General features: G+C 66.1%; 23 protein-coding genes and 2 tRNA genes. 17 read left to right on the forward strand and 8 right to left on the reverse strand.

Going from position 1 to position 19872, the window contains the following annotated elements:
• Positions 1 to 245: 245 nt before the first annotated feature.
• Together AC5P6S_RS12290 and AC5P6S_RS12295 are read right to left on the reverse strand one after the other, a co-directional pair.
• Positions 246 to 731 carry an Mpo1 family 2-hydroxy fatty acid dioxygenase gene (locus tag AC5P6S_RS12290; protein WP_495204623.1) on the reverse strand — a complete coding sequence of 162 codons (486 nt, stop codon included), beginning with the start codon at positions 729 to 731 and terminating at the stop codon, positions 246 to 248.
• Between the two features lie 142 nt (positions 732 to 873).
• On the reverse strand, positions 874 to 1800 hold the full coding sequence (locus tag AC5P6S_RS12295; RefSeq protein WP_043034284.1) for a phosphoribosylaminoimidazolesuccinocarboxamide synthase: 927 nt from the start codon (positions 1798 to 1800) through the stop codon (positions 874 to 876).
• A 144-nt stretch (positions 1801 to 1944) separates the two neighbouring features.
• Here AC5P6S_RS12295 and AC5P6S_RS12300 point away from each other — a divergent pair, with 144 nt between their 5' ends.
• The 10 genes from AC5P6S_RS12300 (at position 1945) to AC5P6S_RS12345 (ending at position 10618) form a co-directional block, all read left to right on the forward strand.
• Entirely contained in the window at positions 1945 to 2274 is a 330-nt protein-coding gene (locus tag AC5P6S_RS12300) for a J domain-containing protein (RefSeq protein WP_005411327.1), read from the forward strand.
• Between the two features lie 29 nt (positions 2275 to 2303).
• The gene (rpe, locus tag AC5P6S_RS12305; RefSeq protein WP_005411326.1) at positions 2304 to 2978 is read left to right on the forward strand and encodes a ribulose-phosphate 3-epimerase; all 675 of its coding nucleotides are present in this window, start codon (positions 2304 to 2306) and stop codon (positions 2976 to 2978) included.
• A 59-nt stretch (positions 2979 to 3037) separates the two neighbouring features.
• On the forward strand, positions 3038 to 3520 hold the full coding sequence (locus AC5P6S_RS12310; RefSeq protein WP_049417710.1) for a GNAT family N-acetyltransferase: 483 nt from the start codon (positions 3038 to 3040) through the stop codon (positions 3518 to 3520).
• A 325-nt stretch (positions 3521 to 3845) separates the two neighbouring features.
• On the forward strand, positions 3846 to 4775 hold the full coding sequence (yegS, locus tag AC5P6S_RS12315; protein WP_049418008.1) for a lipid kinase YegS: 930 nt from the start codon (positions 3846 to 3848) through the stop codon (positions 4773 to 4775).
• Positions 4776 to 5075: 300 nt separating this feature from the next.
• Positions 5076 to 6551 carry an anthranilate synthase component I gene (gene trpE, locus AC5P6S_RS12320; RefSeq protein WP_049418006.1) on the forward strand — a complete coding sequence of 492 codons (1476 nt, stop codon included), beginning with the start codon at positions 5076 to 5078 and terminating at the stop codon, positions 6549 to 6551.
• Positions 6552 to 6617: 66 nt separating this feature from the next.
• Entirely contained in the window at positions 6618 to 7397 is a 780-nt protein-coding gene (locus AC5P6S_RS12325; RefSeq protein WP_049407132.1) for an SIMPL domain-containing protein, read from the forward strand.
• A gap of 2 nt (positions 7398 to 7399) precedes the next feature.
• Positions 7400 to 7987 (forward strand): anthranilate synthase component II, encoded by a 588-nt coding sequence (locus AC5P6S_RS12330; RefSeq protein WP_012481439.1) that lies wholly within the window; start codon positions 7400 to 7402, stop codon positions 7985 to 7987.
• Positions 7988 to 8003: 16 nt separating this feature from the next.
• Positions 8004 to 9035, forward strand: coding sequence for an anthranilate phosphoribosyltransferase (gene trpD / locus AC5P6S_RS12335; protein ID WP_005411320.1), 1032 nt, complete (start codon positions 8004 to 8006; stop codon positions 9033 to 9035).
• A gap of 75 nt (positions 9036 to 9110) precedes the next feature.
• Positions 9111 to 9905 (forward strand): indole-3-glycerol phosphate synthase TrpC, encoded by a 795-nt coding sequence (gene trpC, locus AC5P6S_RS12340; RefSeq protein ID WP_005414695.1) that lies wholly within the window; start codon positions 9111 to 9113, stop codon positions 9903 to 9905.
• Positions 9902 to 10618: a haloacid dehalogenase-like hydrolase gene (locus AC5P6S_RS12345; RefSeq protein WP_012481436.1), complete on the forward strand. Its 717-nt coding sequence runs from the start codon at positions 9902 to 9904 to the stop codon at positions 10616 to 10618. Before trpC ends, AC5P6S_RS12345 begins: the two co-directional genes overlap by 4 nt.
• A gap of 116 nt (positions 10619 to 10734) precedes the next feature.
• Here AC5P6S_RS12345 and AC5P6S_RS12350 read toward each other — a convergent pair whose 3' ends face one another.
• A complete protein-coding gene (locus AC5P6S_RS12350; RefSeq protein WP_005411317.1) occupies positions 10735 to 11496 on the reverse strand; it encodes a sulfite exporter TauE/SafE family protein in 762 nt (253 codons plus the stop codon).
• Between the two features lie 62 nt (positions 11497 to 11558).
• Positions 11559 to 12248 carry a cAMP-activated global transcriptional regulator CRP gene (gene crp / locus AC5P6S_RS12355; RefSeq protein WP_012481435.1) on the reverse strand — a complete coding sequence of 230 codons (690 nt, stop codon included), beginning with the start codon at positions 12246 to 12248 and terminating at the stop codon, positions 11559 to 11561.
• 149 nt (positions 12249 to 12397) lie between these two features.
• Between crp and speD the strand changes: the two genes are divergently transcribed.
• Together speD and AC5P6S_RS12365 are read left to right on the forward strand one after the other, a co-directional pair.
• Positions 12398 to 13192 carry an adenosylmethionine decarboxylase gene (gene speD, locus AC5P6S_RS12360; protein WP_005411315.1) on the forward strand — a complete coding sequence of 265 codons (795 nt, stop codon included), beginning with the start codon at positions 12398 to 12400 and terminating at the stop codon, positions 13190 to 13192.
• Between the two features lie 169 nt (positions 13193 to 13361).
• Positions 13362 to 13682 (forward strand): DMT family transporter, encoded by a 321-nt coding sequence (locus AC5P6S_RS12365; RefSeq protein ID WP_005411314.1) that lies wholly within the window; start codon positions 13362 to 13364, stop codon positions 13680 to 13682.
• An 85-nt stretch (positions 13683 to 13767) separates the two neighbouring features.
• On the opposite strand, the gene coq7 is transcribed toward AC5P6S_RS12365, so the two are convergent.
• Positions 13768 to 14412: a 2-polyprenyl-3-methyl-6-methoxy-1,4-benzoquinone monooxygenase gene (gene coq7 / locus AC5P6S_RS12370; protein ID WP_005411313.1), complete on the reverse strand. Its 645-nt coding sequence runs from the start codon at positions 14410 to 14412 to the stop codon at positions 13768 to 13770.
• A 198-nt stretch (positions 14413 to 14610) separates the two neighbouring features.
• Between coq7 and rplM the strand changes: the two genes are divergently transcribed.
• Positions 14611 to 15039, forward strand: coding sequence for a 50S ribosomal protein L13 (gene rplM / locus AC5P6S_RS12375; RefSeq protein WP_005414692.1), 429 nt, complete (start codon positions 14611 to 14613; stop codon positions 15037 to 15039).
• Positions 15040 to 15041: 2 nt separating this feature from the next.
• On the forward strand, positions 15042 to 15434 hold the full coding sequence (rpsI, locus tag AC5P6S_RS12380; protein ID WP_005411311.1) for a 30S ribosomal protein S9: 393 nt from the start codon (positions 15042 to 15044) through the stop codon (positions 15432 to 15434).
• A gap of 322 nt (positions 15435 to 15756) precedes the next feature.
• On the opposite strand, the gene AC5P6S_RS12385 is transcribed toward rpsI, so the two are convergent.
• Positions 15757 to 15831, reverse strand: a tRNA-Gln gene (locus AC5P6S_RS12385).
• A 55-nt stretch (positions 15832 to 15886) separates the two neighbouring features.
• Positions 15887 to 15963 (reverse strand) — tRNA-Met (locus AC5P6S_RS12390).
• A 121-nt stretch (positions 15964 to 16084) separates the two neighbouring features.
• Between AC5P6S_RS12390 and AC5P6S_RS12395 the strand changes: the two genes are divergently transcribed.
• The 3 genes from AC5P6S_RS12395 (at position 16085) to bfr (ending at position 17636) form a co-directional block, all read left to right on the forward strand.
• Positions 16085 to 16705 carry an RNA pyrophosphohydrolase gene (locus AC5P6S_RS12395; protein WP_005411310.1) on the forward strand — a complete coding sequence of 207 codons (621 nt, stop codon included), beginning with the start codon at positions 16085 to 16087 and terminating at the stop codon, positions 16703 to 16705.
• Between the two features lie 108 nt (positions 16706 to 16813).
• On the forward strand, positions 16814 to 17023 hold the full coding sequence (locus AC5P6S_RS12400; protein ID WP_005411309.1) for a (2Fe-2S)-binding protein: 210 nt from the start codon (positions 16814 to 16816) through the stop codon (positions 17021 to 17023).
• 142 nt (positions 17024 to 17165) lie between these two features.
• A complete protein-coding gene (bfr, locus tag AC5P6S_RS12405) occupies positions 17166 to 17636 on the forward strand; it encodes a bacterioferritin (protein WP_005414691.1) in 471 nt (156 codons plus the stop codon).
• A gap of 1 nt (position 17637) precedes the next feature.
• Here the strand turns inward: bfr and AC5P6S_RS12410 are convergent, their stop codons facing one another.
• Positions 17638 to 19872, reverse strand: coding sequence for an ATP-binding protein (locus tag AC5P6S_RS12410; protein ID WP_044570976.1), 2235 nt, complete (start codon positions 19870 to 19872; stop codon positions 17638 to 17640).

Consider the following 19872-nt stretch of genomic DNA (forward strand, 5'->3'; position numbering starts at 1 on the left):
GTAACGTCCGCTGATTCATATTTTCTGCGACGCAACATCGCGTTCCTGCAGTCCCTCCCCGGTTGCCCTCGGGGGACGCCCTACGCCCACGCAGGGAGACCGCAGGCCCTGTCGCACAGGGGCTGCCGTCGACGGGCGGGAAGTGGGGAGCGGATCACCGGCGCAGGCTGGCAGGGCCGTCGTGGAGTGCGGGTGATGGAATCTGCCCGTTCAGGAAACGAGGGGCGCCGTCGACCCTGGGCAGGTCAGTAGCGCCAGTCGAGCTTGCGGTAGAACTTGGCCATCACCCAGGCCGGGCCGATCAGCAGGTAGGTCAGGTCGGTCAGGAAGCTGGGCTTGCGGCCCTCGAACTTGTGGCCGATGAACTGCGCGATCCAGGCCACCACGAACACGCCCACCGCCAGCCAGAACAGGTTGTGCAGGCCGATTTCGGCCTCCAGCAGGCGGCACAGGCAGCCGAACATGAAGAACTGGATGAGCATGCCGATGCCCAGCGGGCGCGACAGTTTGTTGTAGAAGCACCAGGCGCTGAACATCGCGAACGCCGACCAGATGCCGTACTGGAACCAGGTGATCAGCGGCGGAAGGCACCAGAGCAGAGCCACCACCGACCACAGGATCGCCGGGACCGCCACCACGTGGATGCGCTGGTTGATCACATTGCGGTGGTCGTCGGAGTAGCTGGCGAAATAGCGGTCGATCGGCCGCGCAAGCTCGGTGGATGTCTGCATGCTGCGTTGCTTCCTCGGACAACGGTAGTGCCGGCCGCTGGCCGGCACTCCAGAGCATAGCCGAGTTCATGAGGTTGCCGGCCAGCGGCCGGCACTACCCTTCAGAGCGCCCCCCGCCTTTCCGGCCGGGGGCGCAGGCGCATCAGTCGACGCTGATCCCGGCCAGGCGCTGCAGTGCCTCGGCATACTTGGCGCGGGTGCGCTCGATGATCTCGGCCGGGATGGTCGGGCCCGGGGCGGTCTTGCCCCAGTCCAGCGTCTCCAGGTAATCGCGCACGAACTGCTTGTCGTAGCTCGGCGGGCTGGTGCCCACTTCGTACTCGTCGGCCGGCCAGTAACGCGAGGAATCCGGCGTCAGCATCTCGTCCATGATGTACAGGCGGCCATCGGCGTCGGTACCGAACTCGAACTTGGTATCGGCCAGGATGATGCCGCGCTCGCGGGCGTAATCGGCCGCGAACTTGTAGATGCGCAGGGTGGCGTCGCGCACGCGCTCGGCCAGTTCCGCACCGACCTGCTTCACCATCGCATCGAAATCGATGTTCTCGTCATGGTCGCCGACAGCGGCCTTGGTCGAGGGGGTGAAGATCGGCTCGGGCAGCTGCTCGGCCTGGCGCAGGCCGTCGGGCAGGTCGATGCCGCTGACCTTGCCGGTGCGCTGGTAATCCTTCCAGCCGCTGCCGATCAGGTAGCCGCGGGCGATCGCTTCCACCGGCACCGGCTTCAGCTTGCGGGTGACCACCGCGCGCCTGGCATACAGGGCCGGGTCCACGCCTTCGGGCAACACGCTGGCCACGTCGATGCCGGTCAGGTGGTTGGGCATCAGGTGCGCGGTCTTGGCGAACCAGAAGTTGGAGACCTGACAGAGCATCTCGCCCTTGCCCGGAATCGGGTCGGGCAGGACCACGTCGAACGCCGACAGGCGATCGGTGGCCACCATCAGCAGGTACTCGCCCGGCGGGGTTCCGGCTGGCAGCCGCTCGCGCGGGATATCGAACACATCACGCACCTTGCCGCGATGGCGCAAGGGCAGGCCGGGGAGATCGGATTGCAACAGCGTGGTTGGCACGGGCACTCCTGGGGCGTTGTCGATACGGCTGCTGCCCAACGGACCCGGCGGGCCCGCTGACCAGCGGGCGGCCTAGTGTAAAGCCGTCCGGGCCCGCTGTGACGTAAAATGAGCGTCCATTTCGTCGGTCGACCCCGGAGCGCCATGCGCTGGTACGGAAAACTGCTCGGATTCATCGCCGGCGCCCTGCTGTTCCGGCCCAATCCGCTGTTTGGTGCAGTGGTCGGCCTGCTGATCGGCCATGCCTTTGATTCGGACTGGTTCCGCCTGAACAAGGAGAACCCGTACCGGGAGCTGGGGCTGACCTCCGAGGCCACCGATGCCGAGGTCGAGCGCGCCTACCGCAAGCTGATCTCGCAGTACCACCCCGACAAGCTTGGCGGCGCCGCCCCCGAGCTGCAGCAGCAGGCCGAGCAGAAGTCGCGGCGCATCAACGCCGCCTACGACCGCATCAAGACCCTGCGCAAGCGCTGACCCCTTTCCCCTCGTTGCAAGGCCCGGCCATGTCCCACTGCCTCATCGCCCCCTCCATCCTGTCCGCCAACTTCGCCCGCCTCGGCGAGGAAGTCGACAACGTCCTCGCCGCTGGCGCGGACTGGGTCCACTTCGACGTGATGGACAACCACTACGTGCCGAACCTGACCATCGGCCCGATGGTCTGCCAGGCGCTGCGCAAGCACGGCGTGACCGCGCCGATCGACGTGCACCTGATGGTCGAGCCGGTGGACCGCATCATCCCGGACTTCGCCGAGGCCGGTGCCACCTACATCAGCTTCCACCCGGAGGCGAGCCGCCACGTGCACCGCACCATCCAGCTGATCCGCTCGCTGGGCTGCAAGCCGGGCATCGTGCTGAACCCGGCCACGCCGGTGGACATCCTCGACTGGGTGCTGGAGGACCTGGACCTGGTGCTGCTGATGTCGGTCAACCCGGGCTTTGGTGGCCAGGCCTTCATCCCCTCGGCGCTGGACAAGCTGAAGGTGGTGCGCAAGATGATCGATGCCAGCGGCAAGGACATCCGCCTGGAGATCGACGGCGGCGTGAAGGCCGACAACATCGGCGAGATCGCGGCTGCCGGTGCCGACACCTTTGTCGCCGGCTCGGCCATCTTCAACGCCAAGACCAGCTACCAGGACGTGATCGCGCAGATGCGCGCGAACGTCGCTGCGGCACGCTGACAAAAAGGGGGCGGAGGGGATTAATCTCGTTTAATTCCCTCCGTCCCCTTTATCTGCGCATGGCACTGTTGAACATCCGTCCGGCCACCGTGGCCGATGCTGGCCTGATCCTGCATTTCATCCGCGAACTGGCCATCTACGAGAAGGCCGAGCATTCGGTACAGACCGATGAGATCGGCATCGCCGAGAGCCTGTTCGGTGTCGATGCCACGGCGCGCGCGTTGATCTGCGAAGGCGACGGCGAGGCCATCGGCTATGCGGTGTACTTCTACAACTACTCCACCTGGCTGGGCCGCAAGGGCATCTACCTGGAAGACCTGTATGTCAGCCAGGAAAAGCGCGGCGTGGGCGCCGGCAAGGCACTGCTGAAGTACATCGCACGCCAGGCCGTGGCCGAGGGCTGCGGTCGCTTCGAATGGTCGGTGCTGGACTGGAACACCCCGGCCATCGAGTTCTACACCGCTGCCGGTGCGAAGCCGCAGGACGAGTGGACCGTGTACCGGCTGCAGGGCCAGGCGCTGCACGATTTCGCCAACGGTTGAAGCGAAGTGCATCCACGCATGGCGTGGATCTACCAACTGGGTGTGTGCAAACCGCAACCCGGGGGGGGGCGAACCGCAACCTGGGGGGAGCGAACCGCAACCTGGTGGGTGCGAACCTTGGTTCGCACTCCCTGCACACCCCAAAAAAAAGCCACGCCAATCACTGGCGTGGCCTCGCTGCATGCGTGGGAGGCTGATCCTGCCTCCATCCGTCGTCCCTGCTATGGACTCCCATTCTCCGGTAGCTGAATGACATCTGCGTGACATTCACCGCAGGCAAACAGCGCATTGCTAGCCTGTGCCACCGCATCCCTGGAAGCTCTGCATGACCACCCCGCGCTGGCGCCTGATCCTCAACGGCAAATCCGCCGGCAATGATGAGTTGCGCGACGCCGTCGGCCATTGGCGCGGACAGGGCGTGCAGCTGGACGTACGGGTGACCTGGGAGGACGGTGACGCCGAGCGCTATGTCGCCGAGGCGATCGATCATGGCGTGGATGTGATCGTGGCCGCCGGTGGCGATGGCACGCTCAGTGCGGTGGCCGAGACACTGGCGCATCGTGAGGAGCTGGCAGATGCGCTGCCCTCGCTGGCGCTGATCCCGATGGGGACCGCCAACGATTTCGCGACTGCGGCCGGCATGCCGACCGAACCGAAGGAGGCCTTCGCCTTGATCGGGCAGGCGACGCCGCACGCCATTGACCTGTTGCGCGTTGACGCCGATGGCACCCAATGGTGGTGCGCCAATCTCGCCAGCGGTGGCTTCGGCACGCAGGTGACGGTGGAGACTGATGCGGGCTTGAAGAAGATGCTGGGCGGGCTGGCCTATGTGATCACCGGCATCGCCAAGCTGGGCCGCATCGAGCCGATCACCGCACGGTTGTCCGGTCCGGACTTCGCGTGGGAAGGCGACTTCATTGCGCTCGGCATCGGCAATGGTCGCCAGGCCGGTGGCGGCCAGCAACTGTGTCCGCAGGCATTGATCGATGATGGGCTGCTGGATGTCACCGTGCTTCCGGAACTGGAGGGTGAGGTCACCGCCACGCTCGGCCAGATGCTGAAGTCGGGCACCCAGGCCGCGCTCGAACAGCTGGCCACGCGCGCGCGGCTGCCGTGGCTGGAGATCGCATCTGAGCGCCCACTGACCCTCAATCTGGATGGCGAGCCGGTACAGGCCCGCCAGTTCCGCATCGAGTGCGTGCCGGGCAGGGTGCGGATGCATCTTCCGGCTGGCTGCCCGTTGCTGGGTGGGTAGGGAGGTAGAGTCGACTGTTAGTCGACTGCTCTTCGTTCCGACGGCGTAAAACCCCGCGCTACGCGCGCAAGTCGACCAACAGTCGACTCTACCGGTCCGCGTCGTCGGTTCCCGTGGCTGGCCCCGCCCGTGCCGTGGTTCAGTTTCCCAGGGTTCCCCTGCCGTCCAAGCTGCGATACAGTCAAGGGGTGTCCAGCCTGACGACCCCGCATACCCTTTCTTCCGCACGCCGTTGGTGGCGATGGTGGCCCGTTGCCGTCGTCCGCCCCCATAACGCTGTGTCCCGGAAGGAAAGTCGTCTTGAACTCGCACGCTCAGTTTCAGCAGCAGGCCGCTGAAGGCCACACCCATATTCCCGTCGTCCGCGAAGTGCTGTCCGACCTGGACACGCCGCTTTCGGTCTATCTGAAGCTCGCCGACGGCCCCAATACCTACCTGTTTGAGTCCGTCGAAGGCGGCGAGCGCTTTGGTCGTTACTCGATCATCGGCCTGCCGGCGCGCCGCGTGTACGCCTTCCACGGCCACACGCTGACCGTGCGCGAAGACGGCCAGGTGGTGGACACCCGCGAGGTGGCCGACCCGTTCGCCGAAGTCGAGGCGCTGCGCAGCGCCCACTCGGTGCCGAAGCTGGAAGGCCTGCCGGGCTTCACAGGTGGCCTGGTCGGCTGGTTCGGCTTCGAGTGCATCGGCTACATCGAACCACGCCTGGCCCCGCCGGCCGGCCGCGATGAGCTGGGCACGCCGGACATCCTGCTGCTGGACTCCAACGAGCTGGCCGTGTTCGACAACCTCAAGGGCCGCCTGTACCTGATCGTGCACGCCGACCCGCGTGTCGAGGGCGCCTTCGAGCAGGCGCAGGCGCGCCTGGATGCGCTGACTGCCAAGCTGCGTGCACCGGGCGCCGGTTATCCCGCACCGCTCAACAGCGATGTGCTGGACGAATCCGATTTCGTTTCCGGGTTCACCCGCGAAGGGTTCGTCGATGCGGTCCAGCGCAGCAAGGAATACATCCGCGCCGGTGACATCTTCCAGGTGGTGCTGAGCCAGCGCCTGAGCGTGCCGTTCAAGGCGCGGCCGGTGGATGTGTACCGCGCGCTGCGTGCACTGAATCCGTCGCCGTACATGTATTTCCTGGATGTCGGCGACCTGCAGGTGGTCGGCTCCTCGCCGGAAATCCTGGTGCGCCTGCAGGATGGCGAAGTCACCGTGCGCCCGATCGCCGGCACCCGCCCGCGTGGCGCCACGCCCGAGCAGGACCTGGCGCTGGAAGCCGAGCTGCTGGCCGACCCGAAGGAACGCGCCGAGCACCTGATGCTGATCGACCTCGGCCGCAACGATGCCGGTCGTGTGTCCAGGGCGGGCACCGTGGAAGTGGGCGAGCAGTTCGTGATCGAGCGCTACAGCCACGTCATGCACATCGTCAGCGAAGTGACCGGGCAGCTGCAGCCGGGCCTGAGCTACGCCGACGTGCTGCGTGCCACCTTCCCGGCAGGCACCGTCAGCGGCGCGCCGAAGATCCGCGCGCTGGAAGTGATCCGCGAGCTGGAACCGATCAAGCGCAATGTCTACGCAGGCAGCATCGGCTACATCGGCTGGCACGGCGATGCCGATACCGCGATCGCGATCCGCACCGCGGTGATCAAGGACGGCCGCCTGTACGTGCAGGCCGGCGCCGGCATCGTCTACGACTCGGACCCGGACAAGGAATGGGACGAGACGATGAACAAGGGCCGCGCGCTGTTCCGCGCCGTTGCCCAGGCTGCCAAGGGCCTGTAAGCCTGCCTCGCCACGGCGCCGCGCCGTGGTCGTTCCGCTGTTCCCGTTGAAGACAAGGAGTACCGCATGAAGCTGCTGAGCGCATTGCTGTGGTCGTCACTGCTGGCCACGATGGCCCCGTCTGCGTGGGCGCAGGCCAATACCATTCCCTCGCAGCCGCACCTGCTGGTGAAGGGCGAGGCGCGTCGCGTGGTGATGCCGGACCGGTTCGGCCTGCAGTTGAACATCGAAGAGACCGACATGGACGCCGACGCCGCGCGCCGCCGCGTGCAGGACAACGTTGCCCGCGTGCTGGCACTGTTCAAGCAGCACAAGGCGGTGGAAGGCAGCGTGCGCGCGGACAACCTGCGGATTGGTCCTGCGACGCGCTATGAGCAGAATCGGCAGGTTTTCATCGGCACCCGCGTGTCACGCCAACTGCGCGCCAGCTTCGCCAGCGTCCAGCAGATGCAGGACGTGCTGGGGGCGCTGAAGGCCAACGAGAACGTGCAGGTCAGCAGCGTGGCCCCGACCTACTCGGGCGAAGTGGCGCTGCGCCGCGAACTCAAGGGCGAGGCGGCGGCCCAGACCCGCCAGTCTGCGCAGGGCCTGGCCAAGGCCTACGGCACCCAGCTGCGTGGCCTGTACAGCATCTCCGATGTGGCGCCGAACTTCGCCTATGGCGTGCAGGCGGGCAACTGGCCCAGCAGTGGGGATCTGGTGACGCCGCCCTCGCCGCCCGCGCCCGAGGCACCGATGAACAGCATCGAGACCACGGGCTCGCGCCTGCGCGAGTCGGTGGAAGCCGGCCCCATCACCTACACCGAAAACGTGTACGCCATTTTCCTGATAAGCGACGGAACCTGACCATGTTGTGGATGATCGACAACTACGACAGCTTCACCTACAACCTCGTGCAGTACCTGCAGACGCTGGGCGCCGAGGTGAAGGTGGTGCGCAACGATGCAATGAGCGTGGACGAGATCGCCGCGCAGAAGCCCGAGCGCATCGTCATCTCGCCCGGCCCGTGCACGCCCAACGAAGCGGGCGTGTCGCTGGAACTGATCGAGCGCCTGGGCCCGACCACGCCGATCCTCGGCGTGTGCCTGGGCCACCAGGGCATCGGCCAGGTCTACGGCGGCACGGTCATCCGTGCCGGCAACATCATGCACGGCAAGACCTCGCCGATCCGCCATGAAGGCAAGGGCGTTTTCGCTGGCCTGCCGGACCGCTACCAGGCCACCCGCTACCACTCGCTGGTGGTGGACAAGAACAGTCTGCCGGACTGCCTGGAAGTGACTGCCTGGACCGAGAACGACGACGGCTCGATCGAAGAGATCATGGGCCTGCGCCACCGCCAGTTCCCGGTGGAAGGCGTGCAGTTCCACCCCGAGTCCATCCTCACCGAACACGGCCACGCCCTGCTGCGTAATTTCCTGCAGCGCCCGGCAGCCTGATCCAAGGAGCATTCCCATGAGCTTCTCCCCCCAGGAAGCCCTGCATCGCACCATCGAACACCGCGAAATCTTCTTCGACGAAATGGTCGACCTGATGCGGCAGATCATGCGCGGCGATGTCTCGCCGATGATGACCGCCGCCATCCTCACCGGGCTGCGCGTGAAGAAGGAGACCGTGGACGAAATCGCCGCGGCGGCCACCGTGATGCGTGAATTCGCCCGGCCAGTGCCGGTGGCCGATACCTCCAACCTGGTTGACATCGTTGGCACCGGTGGCGATGGCTCGCACACCTTCAACATCTCCACCTGCGCGATGTTCGTCGCTGCTGCTGCAGGCGCGCGCGTGGCCAAGCATGGCAACCGCAGCGTGTCGTCCAAGTCAGGCAGTGCCGATGCGCTGGAAGCGCTGGGCGCGGTGATCGAGCTGCAGCCTGACCAGGTGGCCGCGGCCATCGACCGGACCGGCATCGGCTTCATGTTCGCGCCGATCCATCACCCGTCGATGAAGGTCGTTGCGCCGGTACGCCGCGAGATGGGCGTGCGCACCATCTTCAACATCCTCGGCCCGCTGACCAACCCGGCCAGTGCACCGTCGGTACTGATGGGCGTGTTCCATCCCGATCTGGTCGGCATCCAGGCGCGCGTGCTGCGCGAACTGGGTACCGAGCGCGCGATGGTGGTCTGGGGCCGCGACAACATGGACGAGATCTCGCTGGGCGCCGGCACCCTGGTCGGCGAACTGCGCGACGGCAAGGTGCGCGAGTACGAGATCCACCCGGAAGACTTCGGCATCGCCATGTCGGCCAGCCGCAACCTGCGCGTGGACGGTCCGGAACAGTCCATCCAGATGCTGCGCGCCGTGCTCGACAACGAGCCGGGCCCGGCGCTGGACATCGTCGCGCTGAATGCCGGTGCCGCCCTGTACGTGGCTGGTGTGGCCAGCGACATCGGAGACGGCCTGGCCCGCGCCCGTGCCGCCATCGCCAATGGCAGCGCCCGCCAGCGCCTGCAGCAGTATGTGGAGACCACCCGCGCGCTGGTTGCCTGAGCGCGCGGTTCAGCCTCACCCTCTCGATGGCCGATAATGGCCGTCCTCACCGCCCCCCGCACCGACCCGAAGACGATGAGCGACATCCTGCAGACGATCCTGGCCCGCAAGGCCGAAGAAGTGGCCCAGCGCCGCGCCCAGCGCCCGCTCGAGGAGCTGCAGGCCGCCGTGGCCAGCGCCCCGCCGGTACGTGGCTTCGTGCGCGCGCTGCAGGCGGCGGTGGCCAATGGCGACCCGGCGGTGATTGCCGAGGTGAAGAAGGCCAGCCCCTCCAAGGGCGTGATCCGCCCGGATTTCCGCCCGGCCGACATCGCCGTCAGCTACGAGTTCGGTGGCGCCAGCTGCCTGTCGGTGCTGACCGACGTGGACTTCTTCCAGGGCGCCGACGCCTATCTGCAGCAGGCCCGCGAAGCCTGCACGCTGCCGGTGCTGCGCAAGGATTTCGTCATCGACGCTTACCAGGTGTACGAGGCGCGCGTGCTGGGCGCCGACTGCATCCTGCTGATCGTCGCCGCGCTGGACGATACCCAGCTGGCCACGTTGTCCGAGCTGGCGCTGTCGCTGGGCATGGACGTGCTGGTGGAAGTGCATGACATCGACGAACTGGAGCGCGCGCTGCAGGTGCCGGCGCCGATGATCGGCATCAACAACCGCAACCTGCGCACCTTCGAGGTGTCGCTGCAGACCACGCTGGACATGCAGCAGGCGGTGCCGCGTGACCGCCTGCTGGTCACCGAGAGTGGCATCCTCGGCCCGCAGGACGTCGCGCTGATGCGCGATGCCGGCATCCATGCATTCCTGGTCGGCGAGGCCTTCATGCGCGTGGAAGAGCCGGGCGAGGGCCTGCGTCAGCTATTCTTCGCGGCATGACAACGCACTATCCGACGCCGCGCGACGATGCGCCGCTGGTGGTCTTCGATTTCGACCACACCCTCTACGACGGCGATTCGGGCACCCATCTGTTCGCCTCGCTGATCAAGCGCAACCCGCTGCGCATGCTGGCCGCGCTGCTGGTCACGCCGATCGCCGGGCCGTTGGTGGCGATGCTGCCGACCCGCCGAACGGGTATTTCGGTCTACGTGTGGATTGGCAGCTTCGGCCTGCACCGTGCGCGCGATTTCAACAAGGTGATCGATTCCTACGTGCTGCGCAACGAGGCGCAGATGCGCGCCAAGCTGCTGCCGCAGGCGCTGGAGGTGTTCGCCGCGCACCGCGCCAAGGGCGACCGTGTAGTGGTCGCCACCGGCGCGCCGCCGGAACTGGCCCGCGCCATCCTGGCGTTCGTTGCCCACCAGGACGTGCCGGTGATCGGCACCGAGGTCGGCCCGCGACTGGGCGGCGTCGGCCCGACCCGCCACTGCCACAACGAAGAAAAGATGCGCATGCTGCGCGAGCGCGGCTACGGCAATATCGACATCGCCTACTCCGACAGCACCGCCGACCTGCCGTTGCTGCTGGCCGCCAAGGCGCCGGTGGTGGTGAACCCGAAGCGATCCAGGGTGGACTTCTTCCGCCGCGTGCTGCCGGCCGGCACCCGCATCCTCAACTGGGGCTGCGTGGACCGCGGCGGCGACAAGGCGTAGCCCGGGGCCGGATCCCGTCCGGGGCCTGACCCCATCGCACGATGACGGATCTGCCGGCCAGCGGCCGGCACTACCCTCCTCCGTCCCGGTAGTGCCGGCCGCTGGCCGGCAAACGCTCAATGCCCCAGGTACCCGTACACCGCATGGCCGATCTGGAACAGGCTGATCCCCAGCACCAGCACGCCAACGGCCACCAGCACCCAGCGCTCCTTCACCCGCTTGACCAGGATCGCCGCCACCGGCGCGGCCATCATGCCGCCGATCAGCAGGCCGGCGACGATCTGCAGGTGCTGCACGCCCATCGACAACAGGAAGGTCGCTGACACGGTCAACGTGACCACGAACTCGGCCGCGTTGACCGTACCGATGGTGGTGCGCGCCTGGCCGCCACGGGCGAGCAGGGTGGACGTGGCGATCGGTCCCCAGCCGCCACCGCCGCTGGCGTCCAGCAGGCCCGCGAAGAAGCCCAGCACCGGTACCCGGCGGATCTCGCCCTTGGGCATCCAGCGCCCCGCGGCGCGCGCCAGGATGATGATCGCCAGCACCAGCAGGTACAGGTAGATGAGGGGGCGGATGATGTCGCCGGGGATCTGGGTGAGCACGTACGCGCCCAGGGCGCCGCCCACCGCACCGGGCAGGGCCAGCCGCAGGAACAGGCGTTTATCGACATTCCCGGCGGCGAGGTGCGACACGCCCGAGGCACCGGTGGTGAACACTTCAGCGGTGTGGATGCTGGCGCTGACCTGCGCCGGTGGCAGGCCCATGCTCAGCATCACCGACGAGGACACCAGGCCGAAGGCCATGCCCAGTGCGCCGTCAACCAGCTGCGCGCCAAGGCCGATGAGGATGAACCACCAGAATTCGCTGCTCAGTTCCATGCACCGAGCCTAGCGCGCGAAGGAGTGCGGACCAAGGTCCGCACCCACCGGGTGCTCAACCGTCAACGGGTGCCGTACAGCACCACGGTCTTGCCGCGGGCATGCAGCAGGCCGTCGGTCTGCAGCTTCTTCAGCACGCGGCCGGCCATTTCGCGCGAGCAGCCGACCAGGCGCGCCAGTTCCTGGCGTGACACGCGCAGCTGGCTGCCCTGCGGATGGCTCATCGCTTCTGGTTCCTGCGCCAGATCGTGCAGTGTGCGCACGATCCGATCGGTAACATCCAGGAATGCCAGGCGACTGGCCTTGCGGCTGGTATCGAGCAGGCGCTTGGAAATCTGCTGGCCCAGCGCATACAGCAGGCGCGGGGCGTCGGCCGACAGCGGGCCGAGGAACAGCTGGTGTAGGCGCTCGTAGCTGATTTCGGCCAGTTCGCAGGCGGTACGGGTCCGCAGGATCACCTCGCGGCGGTCCGATTCGACGAACAGGCCCATTTCGCCAACGAACTCGCCGGCACCGAAGTAGCCCAGCACAAGCTCTCGATCGTCATCTTCCTCGGCCATGATTGAAACCGAGCCGCTGACAACGTAATACAGGGTTCCCGCCGGGTCACCGGGTCGGAAGACGTCGGTACGGGTGGGATATCGCCGCCGGTGGCTGTGCGCCAGGAAACGATCGATGGTGGCGATATCCAAGGCCAGTGGACTGCTAGCTAGGCGCACGGTTGACACGATAGGGGCGCTCCCTCTGCGCATGAACGGATTCACGGGGTCGATAGCGGAGCTTAACCAGCGCAATTGTTAAGGGCAAACAGTGTGCCAGAACTCTTGCGTCTTCACGTTCCCCCCGGGGGCAGTTTGCCCCATAATTCCCCCTTTCCCTTCTTACACAGGAATCGACCGCCGTGGTCAAGCCGTTGCCTCGCCTGAGGCTGCAGGGTTTCAACAACCTCACCAAGGCGCTGAGCTTCAACATCTATGACGTGTGTTACGCGCGCACCGAAGAGGAGCGTCAGCGTTACATTGAATACATCGATGAAGAGTACAACGCCGACAGGCTGACTCAAATCTTGACCGATGTCGCCGAGATCATCGGCGCCAACATCCTGAACGTGGCCCGCCAGGACTACGACCCGCAGGGTGCCTCGGTGACCATCCTGATCTCCGAAGAGCCGGTGATCGACAAGAAGCTGGCCGGCAAGGAGCTGATCTCCGACGCCGTGGTCGCGCACATGGACAAGAGCCACATCACTGTCCACACCTACCCGGAAACCCATCCGCAGGAAGGTATCGCGACGTTCCGCGCGGACATCGACGTGGCCACCTGTGGCGTCATTTCCCCGCTGAAGGCCCTGAACTACCTGATCGAGAGCCTTGAGTCGGACATCGTGATCATGGACTACCGCGTCCGTGGCTTCACCCGCGATGTGAAGGGCAAGAAGCACTTCATCGACCACAAGATCAACTCGATCCAGAACTTCCTGGCCAAGAACATCAAGTCGCGTTACGAGATGTTCGACGTCAACGTCTACCAGGAAAACATCTTCCACACGAAGATGCACCTGAAGGACTTCGACCTGGACCAGTACCTGTTCGAGGAAAAGGCCAAGAACCTGTCGTTCAAGGAACGCATGAAGATCGAAGCGCTGCTCAAGCGCGAGATCGAAGAGCTGTTCCACGGCCGCAACCTGTCCGAGTAAGCCCCATGTGCGATGCCCGCAGGCATCGCCACCCAGGCGGGACGACCCGCCCCGTGGAACCAGTGCCCCCGCACGCGTTACAGTTCCACGGTGATGTACCGACCCACGGCCCGGTGTGAAAACACCGGGCCGTTTCGTTTTTTTCAAAAAAGGTAAGGAGCCCCCACCCATGCCCTGGATCTACCTGCTGCTGGCCGGCCTGTTCGAGATCGGTTTCGCCCTCGGAATGAAGTACTCCGAAGGCTTCAGCAAACCCCTGCCCACCGCTGCCACGGTGGTATCCGCGCTGATCAGCCTGTACCTGATGAGCCAGGCGATGAAGAGCATCCCGGTCGGCACGGCCTACGCGATCTGGACCGGTATCGGTGCCATGGGCGTGGCGGTGCTGGGCATCTACCTGTTCAACGACAGCGCATCGCCGGCCCGCCTGGCCTGCGTGGGCCTGATCGTGGCTGGTGTGATCGGCCTGAAGCTGGTCTCGCCGAACTGATTGATGGCCCGACCAACGGTCGGGCCCCACCGTCGGCCCCCCCCGCACCTCCTGGTAGGCCCGCACCGTTGGTGCGGGCGACCCTTCAAATGCGGTAGGCGATGGTCTTCATCACCCTGGAGGCCAGTGCCATCACGCCCGGGATCGGGAACGGCAGGCGGCGAGCGCCGGCCTGCTCGGCGTGGTCCGCATGGCGGGCCTCGTCTTCCTTCATCACCGCGATGACCGCGCGGCTGCGCAGGTCGCCGGCCGGCAGGTCGACCAGGTGCTCGTCCAGGTGGGCCTCCACCTGGCGCTCGGTCTCGACCACGAAGCCCAGGTTCCAGCCGTCGCCGCGCAGCCCGGCCAGGGTGCCGATGGTGTAGCTGCCGGCGTACCAGAGCGGGTTGAACAGGCTCGGACGGCTGTCCAGTTCGGCCAGCCGGGTGGCGCACCAGGCCAGGTGGTCGGTTTCTTCCTGCGCCGCTTCCAGCAGGTGTTCCCGCGTGGCCGGGTCGCGCGCCACGGCGGCCTGGCCGAAGTACAGGCCCTGCGCGCAGACCTCGCCGACGTGGTTGATCCGCATCAGGCCTGCGGCATGACGCCGCTCGGCGCTGTCCATGCCGGGCTCGCCGGTGTCCGTGGCGGGGTAGGGGCGGGCCGCCGGCGGATTGCCGAACACTGTGTCCAGGGCGCGCTGCGCCTCGGTCAGCAGGTGGTCCAGCGGAGTGGTCTGGCGGAGCACGGTCATGGCAGTACGCGGTGGAGCGGAAGACCCCCCGATTCTCGCCCGGCCCCGCGCCCCTGCCAACCCGGCCCAGGGGACGGGTTGCGCTCCCGCGGCAGGATGAGTACAATCCCGCCTCTTACGCTTCACCTTTTCACAACGCGTGGCAGAGTTCCGGCGAGCCTTTCGCCGCAATGAGCCCGACCTAACCTAGAGTTCTTCATGAGCACTTTCACTGCCAAGAACGAGACCGTCCAGCGCGACTGGTACCTCGTCGACGCCGAGGGCAAGACCCTGGGCCGTCTCGCCACCGAGCTGGCCCGCCGTCTGCGTGGCAAGCACAAGCCGGTCTACACCCCGCACGTTGATACCGGCGACTACCTGGTCGTCATCAATGCAGAAAAGATTGCCGTCACCGGCAAGAAGCTGCAGGACAAGATGTATCACCGTTTCACCGGTTACATCGGCAACCTGAAGACCGAGTCCCTGGCCCAGGCGCTGGAGCGCCACCCGGAGCGCGTGATCGAGATCGCCGTCAAGGGCATGCTGCCGAAGGGCCCGCTGGGTCGCCAGATGTACCGCAAGCTCAAGGTCTACGCTGGCACTGAGCATCCGCACGCCGCACAGCAGCCGCAGGTTCTGGATATCTAATCATGGCTATCACTCAAAACTACGGCACTGGCCGCCGCAAGTCCTCCACCGCTCGCGTGTTCCTGCGCAAGGGTTCGGGCAACATCACCGTCAATGGCCGTCCGCTGGACGAGTTCTTCGGTCGTGAGACCGCGCGCATGATCGTGCGCCAGCCGCTCGAGCTGACCAAGAACACCGAGAGCTTCGACATCCTGGTCACCGCCGCTGGCGGCGGCACCACCGGCCAGGCCGGTGCGATCCGTCTGGGCATCGCCCGTGCTCTGGTCGAGTACGACGAAACCCTGAAGTCCGAGCTGCGCAAGGCTGGCTTCATGACCCGTGACGCCCGTGAAGTCGAGCGTAAGAAGGTCGGTCTGCACAAGGCCCGCCGCGCCACCCAGTTCTCCAAGCGCTGATTTACCGCGCCTGGTTGGGCTCCTTCGGGAGCCTGCTGGATGGAAAAGCAAAAGCCCGGCTTCGGCCGGGCTTTTGTCGTTCCGGGGTCATGGATTTCCTGGTTGCCGGCCAGCGGCCGGCACTACCCGTGGTCTCGCGTGTCGGGAGGGTGGGGTCAGGGCCTTTCCCTGCGGAAAAGGATCCGACCCTGGGGTTCTTTCTGGAGAAGAGCCCCCTTGTTGTTCAAGGGGGTGTGCCGACAGGCGCGGGGACAAGGTGGAATGCGCGACCAGATTAAAAGCAAAAGGCCAGATCTTTCGATCTGGCCTTTTGTTTTTAATTTGGCTGCCCCGGATGGATTCGAACCACCGAATGCCTGAGTCAGAGTCAGGTGCCTTACCGCTTGGCGACGGGGCAAAACGTGCAACTATTTTCTCACTTTTCACGCTGAAAAACAACTTGATTTTCAGTGTGGTGGCTATGGGTGGACTCGAACCACCGACCCCAGCATTATGAGTGCTGTGCTCTAACCGGCTGAGCTACATAGCCTTGGTGAGCCCGCTATTCTGCGGATGTGTACCGCCCCTGTCAACACTTTTGTGTCGTGCTTGTGGGCCGACAGAGGGCATGGGATAGTCCCGGCCAGTAGATTTTCTTAGGAGTCCGCATCGTGATCGATCCGGACGGCTATCGACCGAACGTCGGCATCGTGCTGATGCGGCAGGACGGCCAGGTGTTCTGGGCACGACGCGTGCGCCGGGACGGCTGGCAGTTCCCGCAGGGTGGCATGAACACCGACGAGACGCCTGTCGAGGCCATGTATCGTGAACTGCAGGAAGAGACCGGCCTGCTGCCCGAGCATGTGGAAGTGCTCGGGGCGACGCCCGGCTGGCTGCGCTACAAGCTGCCGGCGCGGGCCATCCGCCGCAATGAGCGGCAGGTCTGCATCGGCCAGAAGCAGGTCTGGTTCCTGCTGCGCCTGACCGGCGACGAATCCCACGTGAAGCTGGACCACACCGACTCGCCCGAGTTCGACCACTGGCGCTGGGTGGACTTCTGGTACCCGGTGGAGCATGTGGTGATGTTCAAGCGTGGCGTCTATGCGCGTGCGTTGCGACATCTGGCGCCGCTGGCCCGCGGGGTGGCCGGGCAGGGGGTTACCGCCATGCCCAAGAGCGCCGCCGAAGCCTGGATGCCTGGCCATACCGCCGGGCACGACCGCCCACGCAAGCGCCCTCGGACCCGCGGCTACTGGCCGAAGAAGGCCACGGGCGATGGCCCGGCCAGCTGACGGGCTGAACGGTATCGAGAATGGTTCAGGTCTCTGATTGACAACCATTCTCGTTTCCATTGGAATAGCCAACAGGCCGCTTCTGGCCTGCCAGCCCGGTTCACGCCTGTGTACGTCTGCATCTGCAACGGAGTCACCGACCACCAGATCCGCGAAGCCGCCAGCCATGGCGTCAGTACGGTGGCCGAACTGACCATGCGTACCGGCTGTGGCGCTACCTGCGGTTCCTGCCTGGACATGGCCGGCGATCTGCTGGCCAAGGCGCGTGCCACCCACGATCTGCCGCTGCCGGTATTGGGTCTGGCCCAGGTCGCCTGATCGTCTCTTGGCGGCGCGTTGACGGCGCGCTTTCGCATTCTTCACGTGCGGCCGCACAGGCCAATGCGCACGATTCGCGTTCCTTCACGGCTGCAGGCAAGGCGTTAAAGTGCCTGCGTTTTCAGCGTGCAGGAGCATCCCCATGAAGGGCGACACCAAGGTCATCGAATTCCTCAACAAGGTCCTCTACAACGAGCTGACCGCGATCAACCAGTACTTCCTGCATGCCAAGATGCTGAAGAACTGGGGCATCAAGGAACTGGCCGAACACGAGTACAAGGAATCGATCGACGAGATGAAGCATGCCGACATGCTCGCCGACCGCATCCTGTTCCTCGAAGGCCTGCCGAACTTCCAGGCGCTGGGCAAGCTGCGCATTGGTGAGAACCCGACCGAGATCCTGCAGTGCGACCTGTCGCTGGAACGCGATGGCGTGGTCACCCTGCGCGAGGCCGTGGCGTATGCCGATTCGGTCGGCGACTACGTCAGCCGCCAGCTGTTCGTGAAGATCCTTGATTCGGAAGAAGAGCACATCGACTGGCTGGAAACCCAGCTCGACCTGATCGAGCGCATCGGTGAACCGAAGTACCTGCTGAGCAAGCTGGAAGAGTGAGTCAGCCGGCCTGGCCGGCGCGATGCTGTGCCAGGTAGCCCGTCAGTGCAACGCGCGCTCGGGCGAATTCCGCAACCAGCAGCGCCACCGCTACTGCGGGGCGCTGCAGGCTGCCGCTGCGGGCTTCGTGCTCGATGCGCTGCGCGACTGACGACAGCGACAGTGCGCCCACGTTCGCGCTGGATGACTTGAGGCTGTGCGCGACGGCCTGCAGGCGAGGCTCGTCGCCGTTCTGCGCGGCCTGCTGCAGCTGCTGCACCATTGCCGGCGCATCCTCCAGGAACACCGAGACGATCTGGATGGCGCTCTCCCCGATCACTGCATGCAGTTCGTCCAGCACGTCGCGGTCCAGCACCGGCTGCGGCTTGGAGCCGACTCGGCTGTCATCGTCCTGTAGAGCCGAGCCATGCTCGGCTGATGGAGCGCGACGGCTATCGGCCGTCAGCCGGGCATGGCTCGGCTCTATCGAAGGCCGTGCAGGTGATGCGGTTTTGCCGCCGCCCCAGCGCTGCAGCAGCGCATGCAGGGTGGCGCGTGCAATCGGCTTGGACAGATAGTCGTCCATGCCGGCCTGCAGGCAGCGCTCGCGGTCACCGGCCATGGCATTGGCGGTCATCGCGATGATCGGCAGGCGCGGGCGCCCGTTTTCCACTTCCTCGGCGCGCCAGCGGCGGGTGGCGGCATAGCCGTCCAGCACCGGCATCTGGCAATCCATCAGCACCACATCCACGTCGTCTTCGCGCAGGGCAAGCAACGCCTGCTCGCCATCGGCGGCGTTGCGCACTTCGCACTGGAACACGCGCAGCAGCTGCTCGGCCACCATGCGGTTGACCGTGTTGTCCTCCACCAGCAGCACGCGCAGGTGCAGCGGCGGCAGCGTGGGCGTGGGCTGGCCCTGTCCGGCGTTGGCCAGCAGCGCGGCAGGGCGCGCATGCGCAACCGGTGCAGCCAGCAGTGCATGCAGCCCAGCGTCGTCGAAATGCGAGGGTAGCTGCCGCTGGCGTGGGCGTGGCGGAAGGGCATCGTCCTGCAGCCACAGCACCTGCAGCCCGTCGTCTTCGCCACGTTCGGCCAACGCCTGTTGCAGCGTCGCTTCACCGATGCGGCGCGCACGTGCATCGACCAGCAGCCACGCCGGTGCCGGTTGCCCCGGCCTCGGCACCGCGCGCAGGCGCTCGACCACGGCATCGAACTGCGCCAGGGCGTGCACCAGCAGTCCATGATGGGCCGCGATGCGCTCGATGCGTGCCTGCAGGATGGCATCGCTACTGAACAGCAGCACCGCGTCTGGCGTGCGCGCCATGGCCGGCAGGTCGCCGGGCACCTTCAACAACGGGATCTCGAACCAGAACGTGGCGCCTTGGCCGGGCGTGGACAGCACGCCGATGCGCCCGTGCATCAGGTCGATGATGCGCTTGCAGATCGCCAGGCCCAGGCCGGTGCCACCGTAGATGCGGGTCGTTGAGGCATCGGCCTGGCTGAAGGACTGGAACAGGCGCGCCTGCAGTGCGTCGTCGATGCCGATGCCGGTGTCGATGATCTCGAAGCGCAGCTGGTGCTGTGCGGGACCTTCGCCCAGGCGCTGCACGCGCAGCTGTACCTGGCCGCGCGCGGTGAACTTGATCGCGTTGGCCAGCAGGTTGCTCAACACCTGGCGCAGGCGTACCGGGTCGCCACGCACCGGCAGGCGCACCGACGGGTCCAGCTGCAGCCCCAGCGACAGGCCCTTGGCGTCGGCGGCGCGCTGCATCAGCTGCACCACGCCATCGAGCAGGTCGCGCAGGTTGAAGCTGGTGATCTCCAGTTCCAGCGCCTGTGCTTCCAGCCGCGAGTAGTCGAGGATGTCGTCGACGATGCGCAGCAGCTGCTGCGAGCTGGCCGAGGCGGTGGCCAGCATCTGCCGCTGGTCCTCGCCCAGCGGGCCGCGTGCGATCAGCTCCAGCATCGGCAGGATGCCGTTGAGCGGCGTACGGATCTCGTGGCTCATCGTGGCCAGGAACTCACCCTTGGCCAGCACCGCCGCCTCGGCGGCCTGCTTGGCCTGCAGCAGCTGCTGTTCCAGCTGCCCCTGTCGTTCGGTGGTGCGGCGCAGCTGGTCACGTTCGGCGGCCAGCAGGCTGCGCTCGCGTTGCAGCTGGGCCAGTGCCCGGTTGCGCGCGCGCAGCCGCAGGCCCAACAGCAGCGCGCTGATGGAGGCCGCAGCAAGGGCAACCAGCAGCGCGACCCACATCGGCAC

The organism is Stenotrophomonas sp. YJH_SMC_119 (assembly GCF_059368315.1).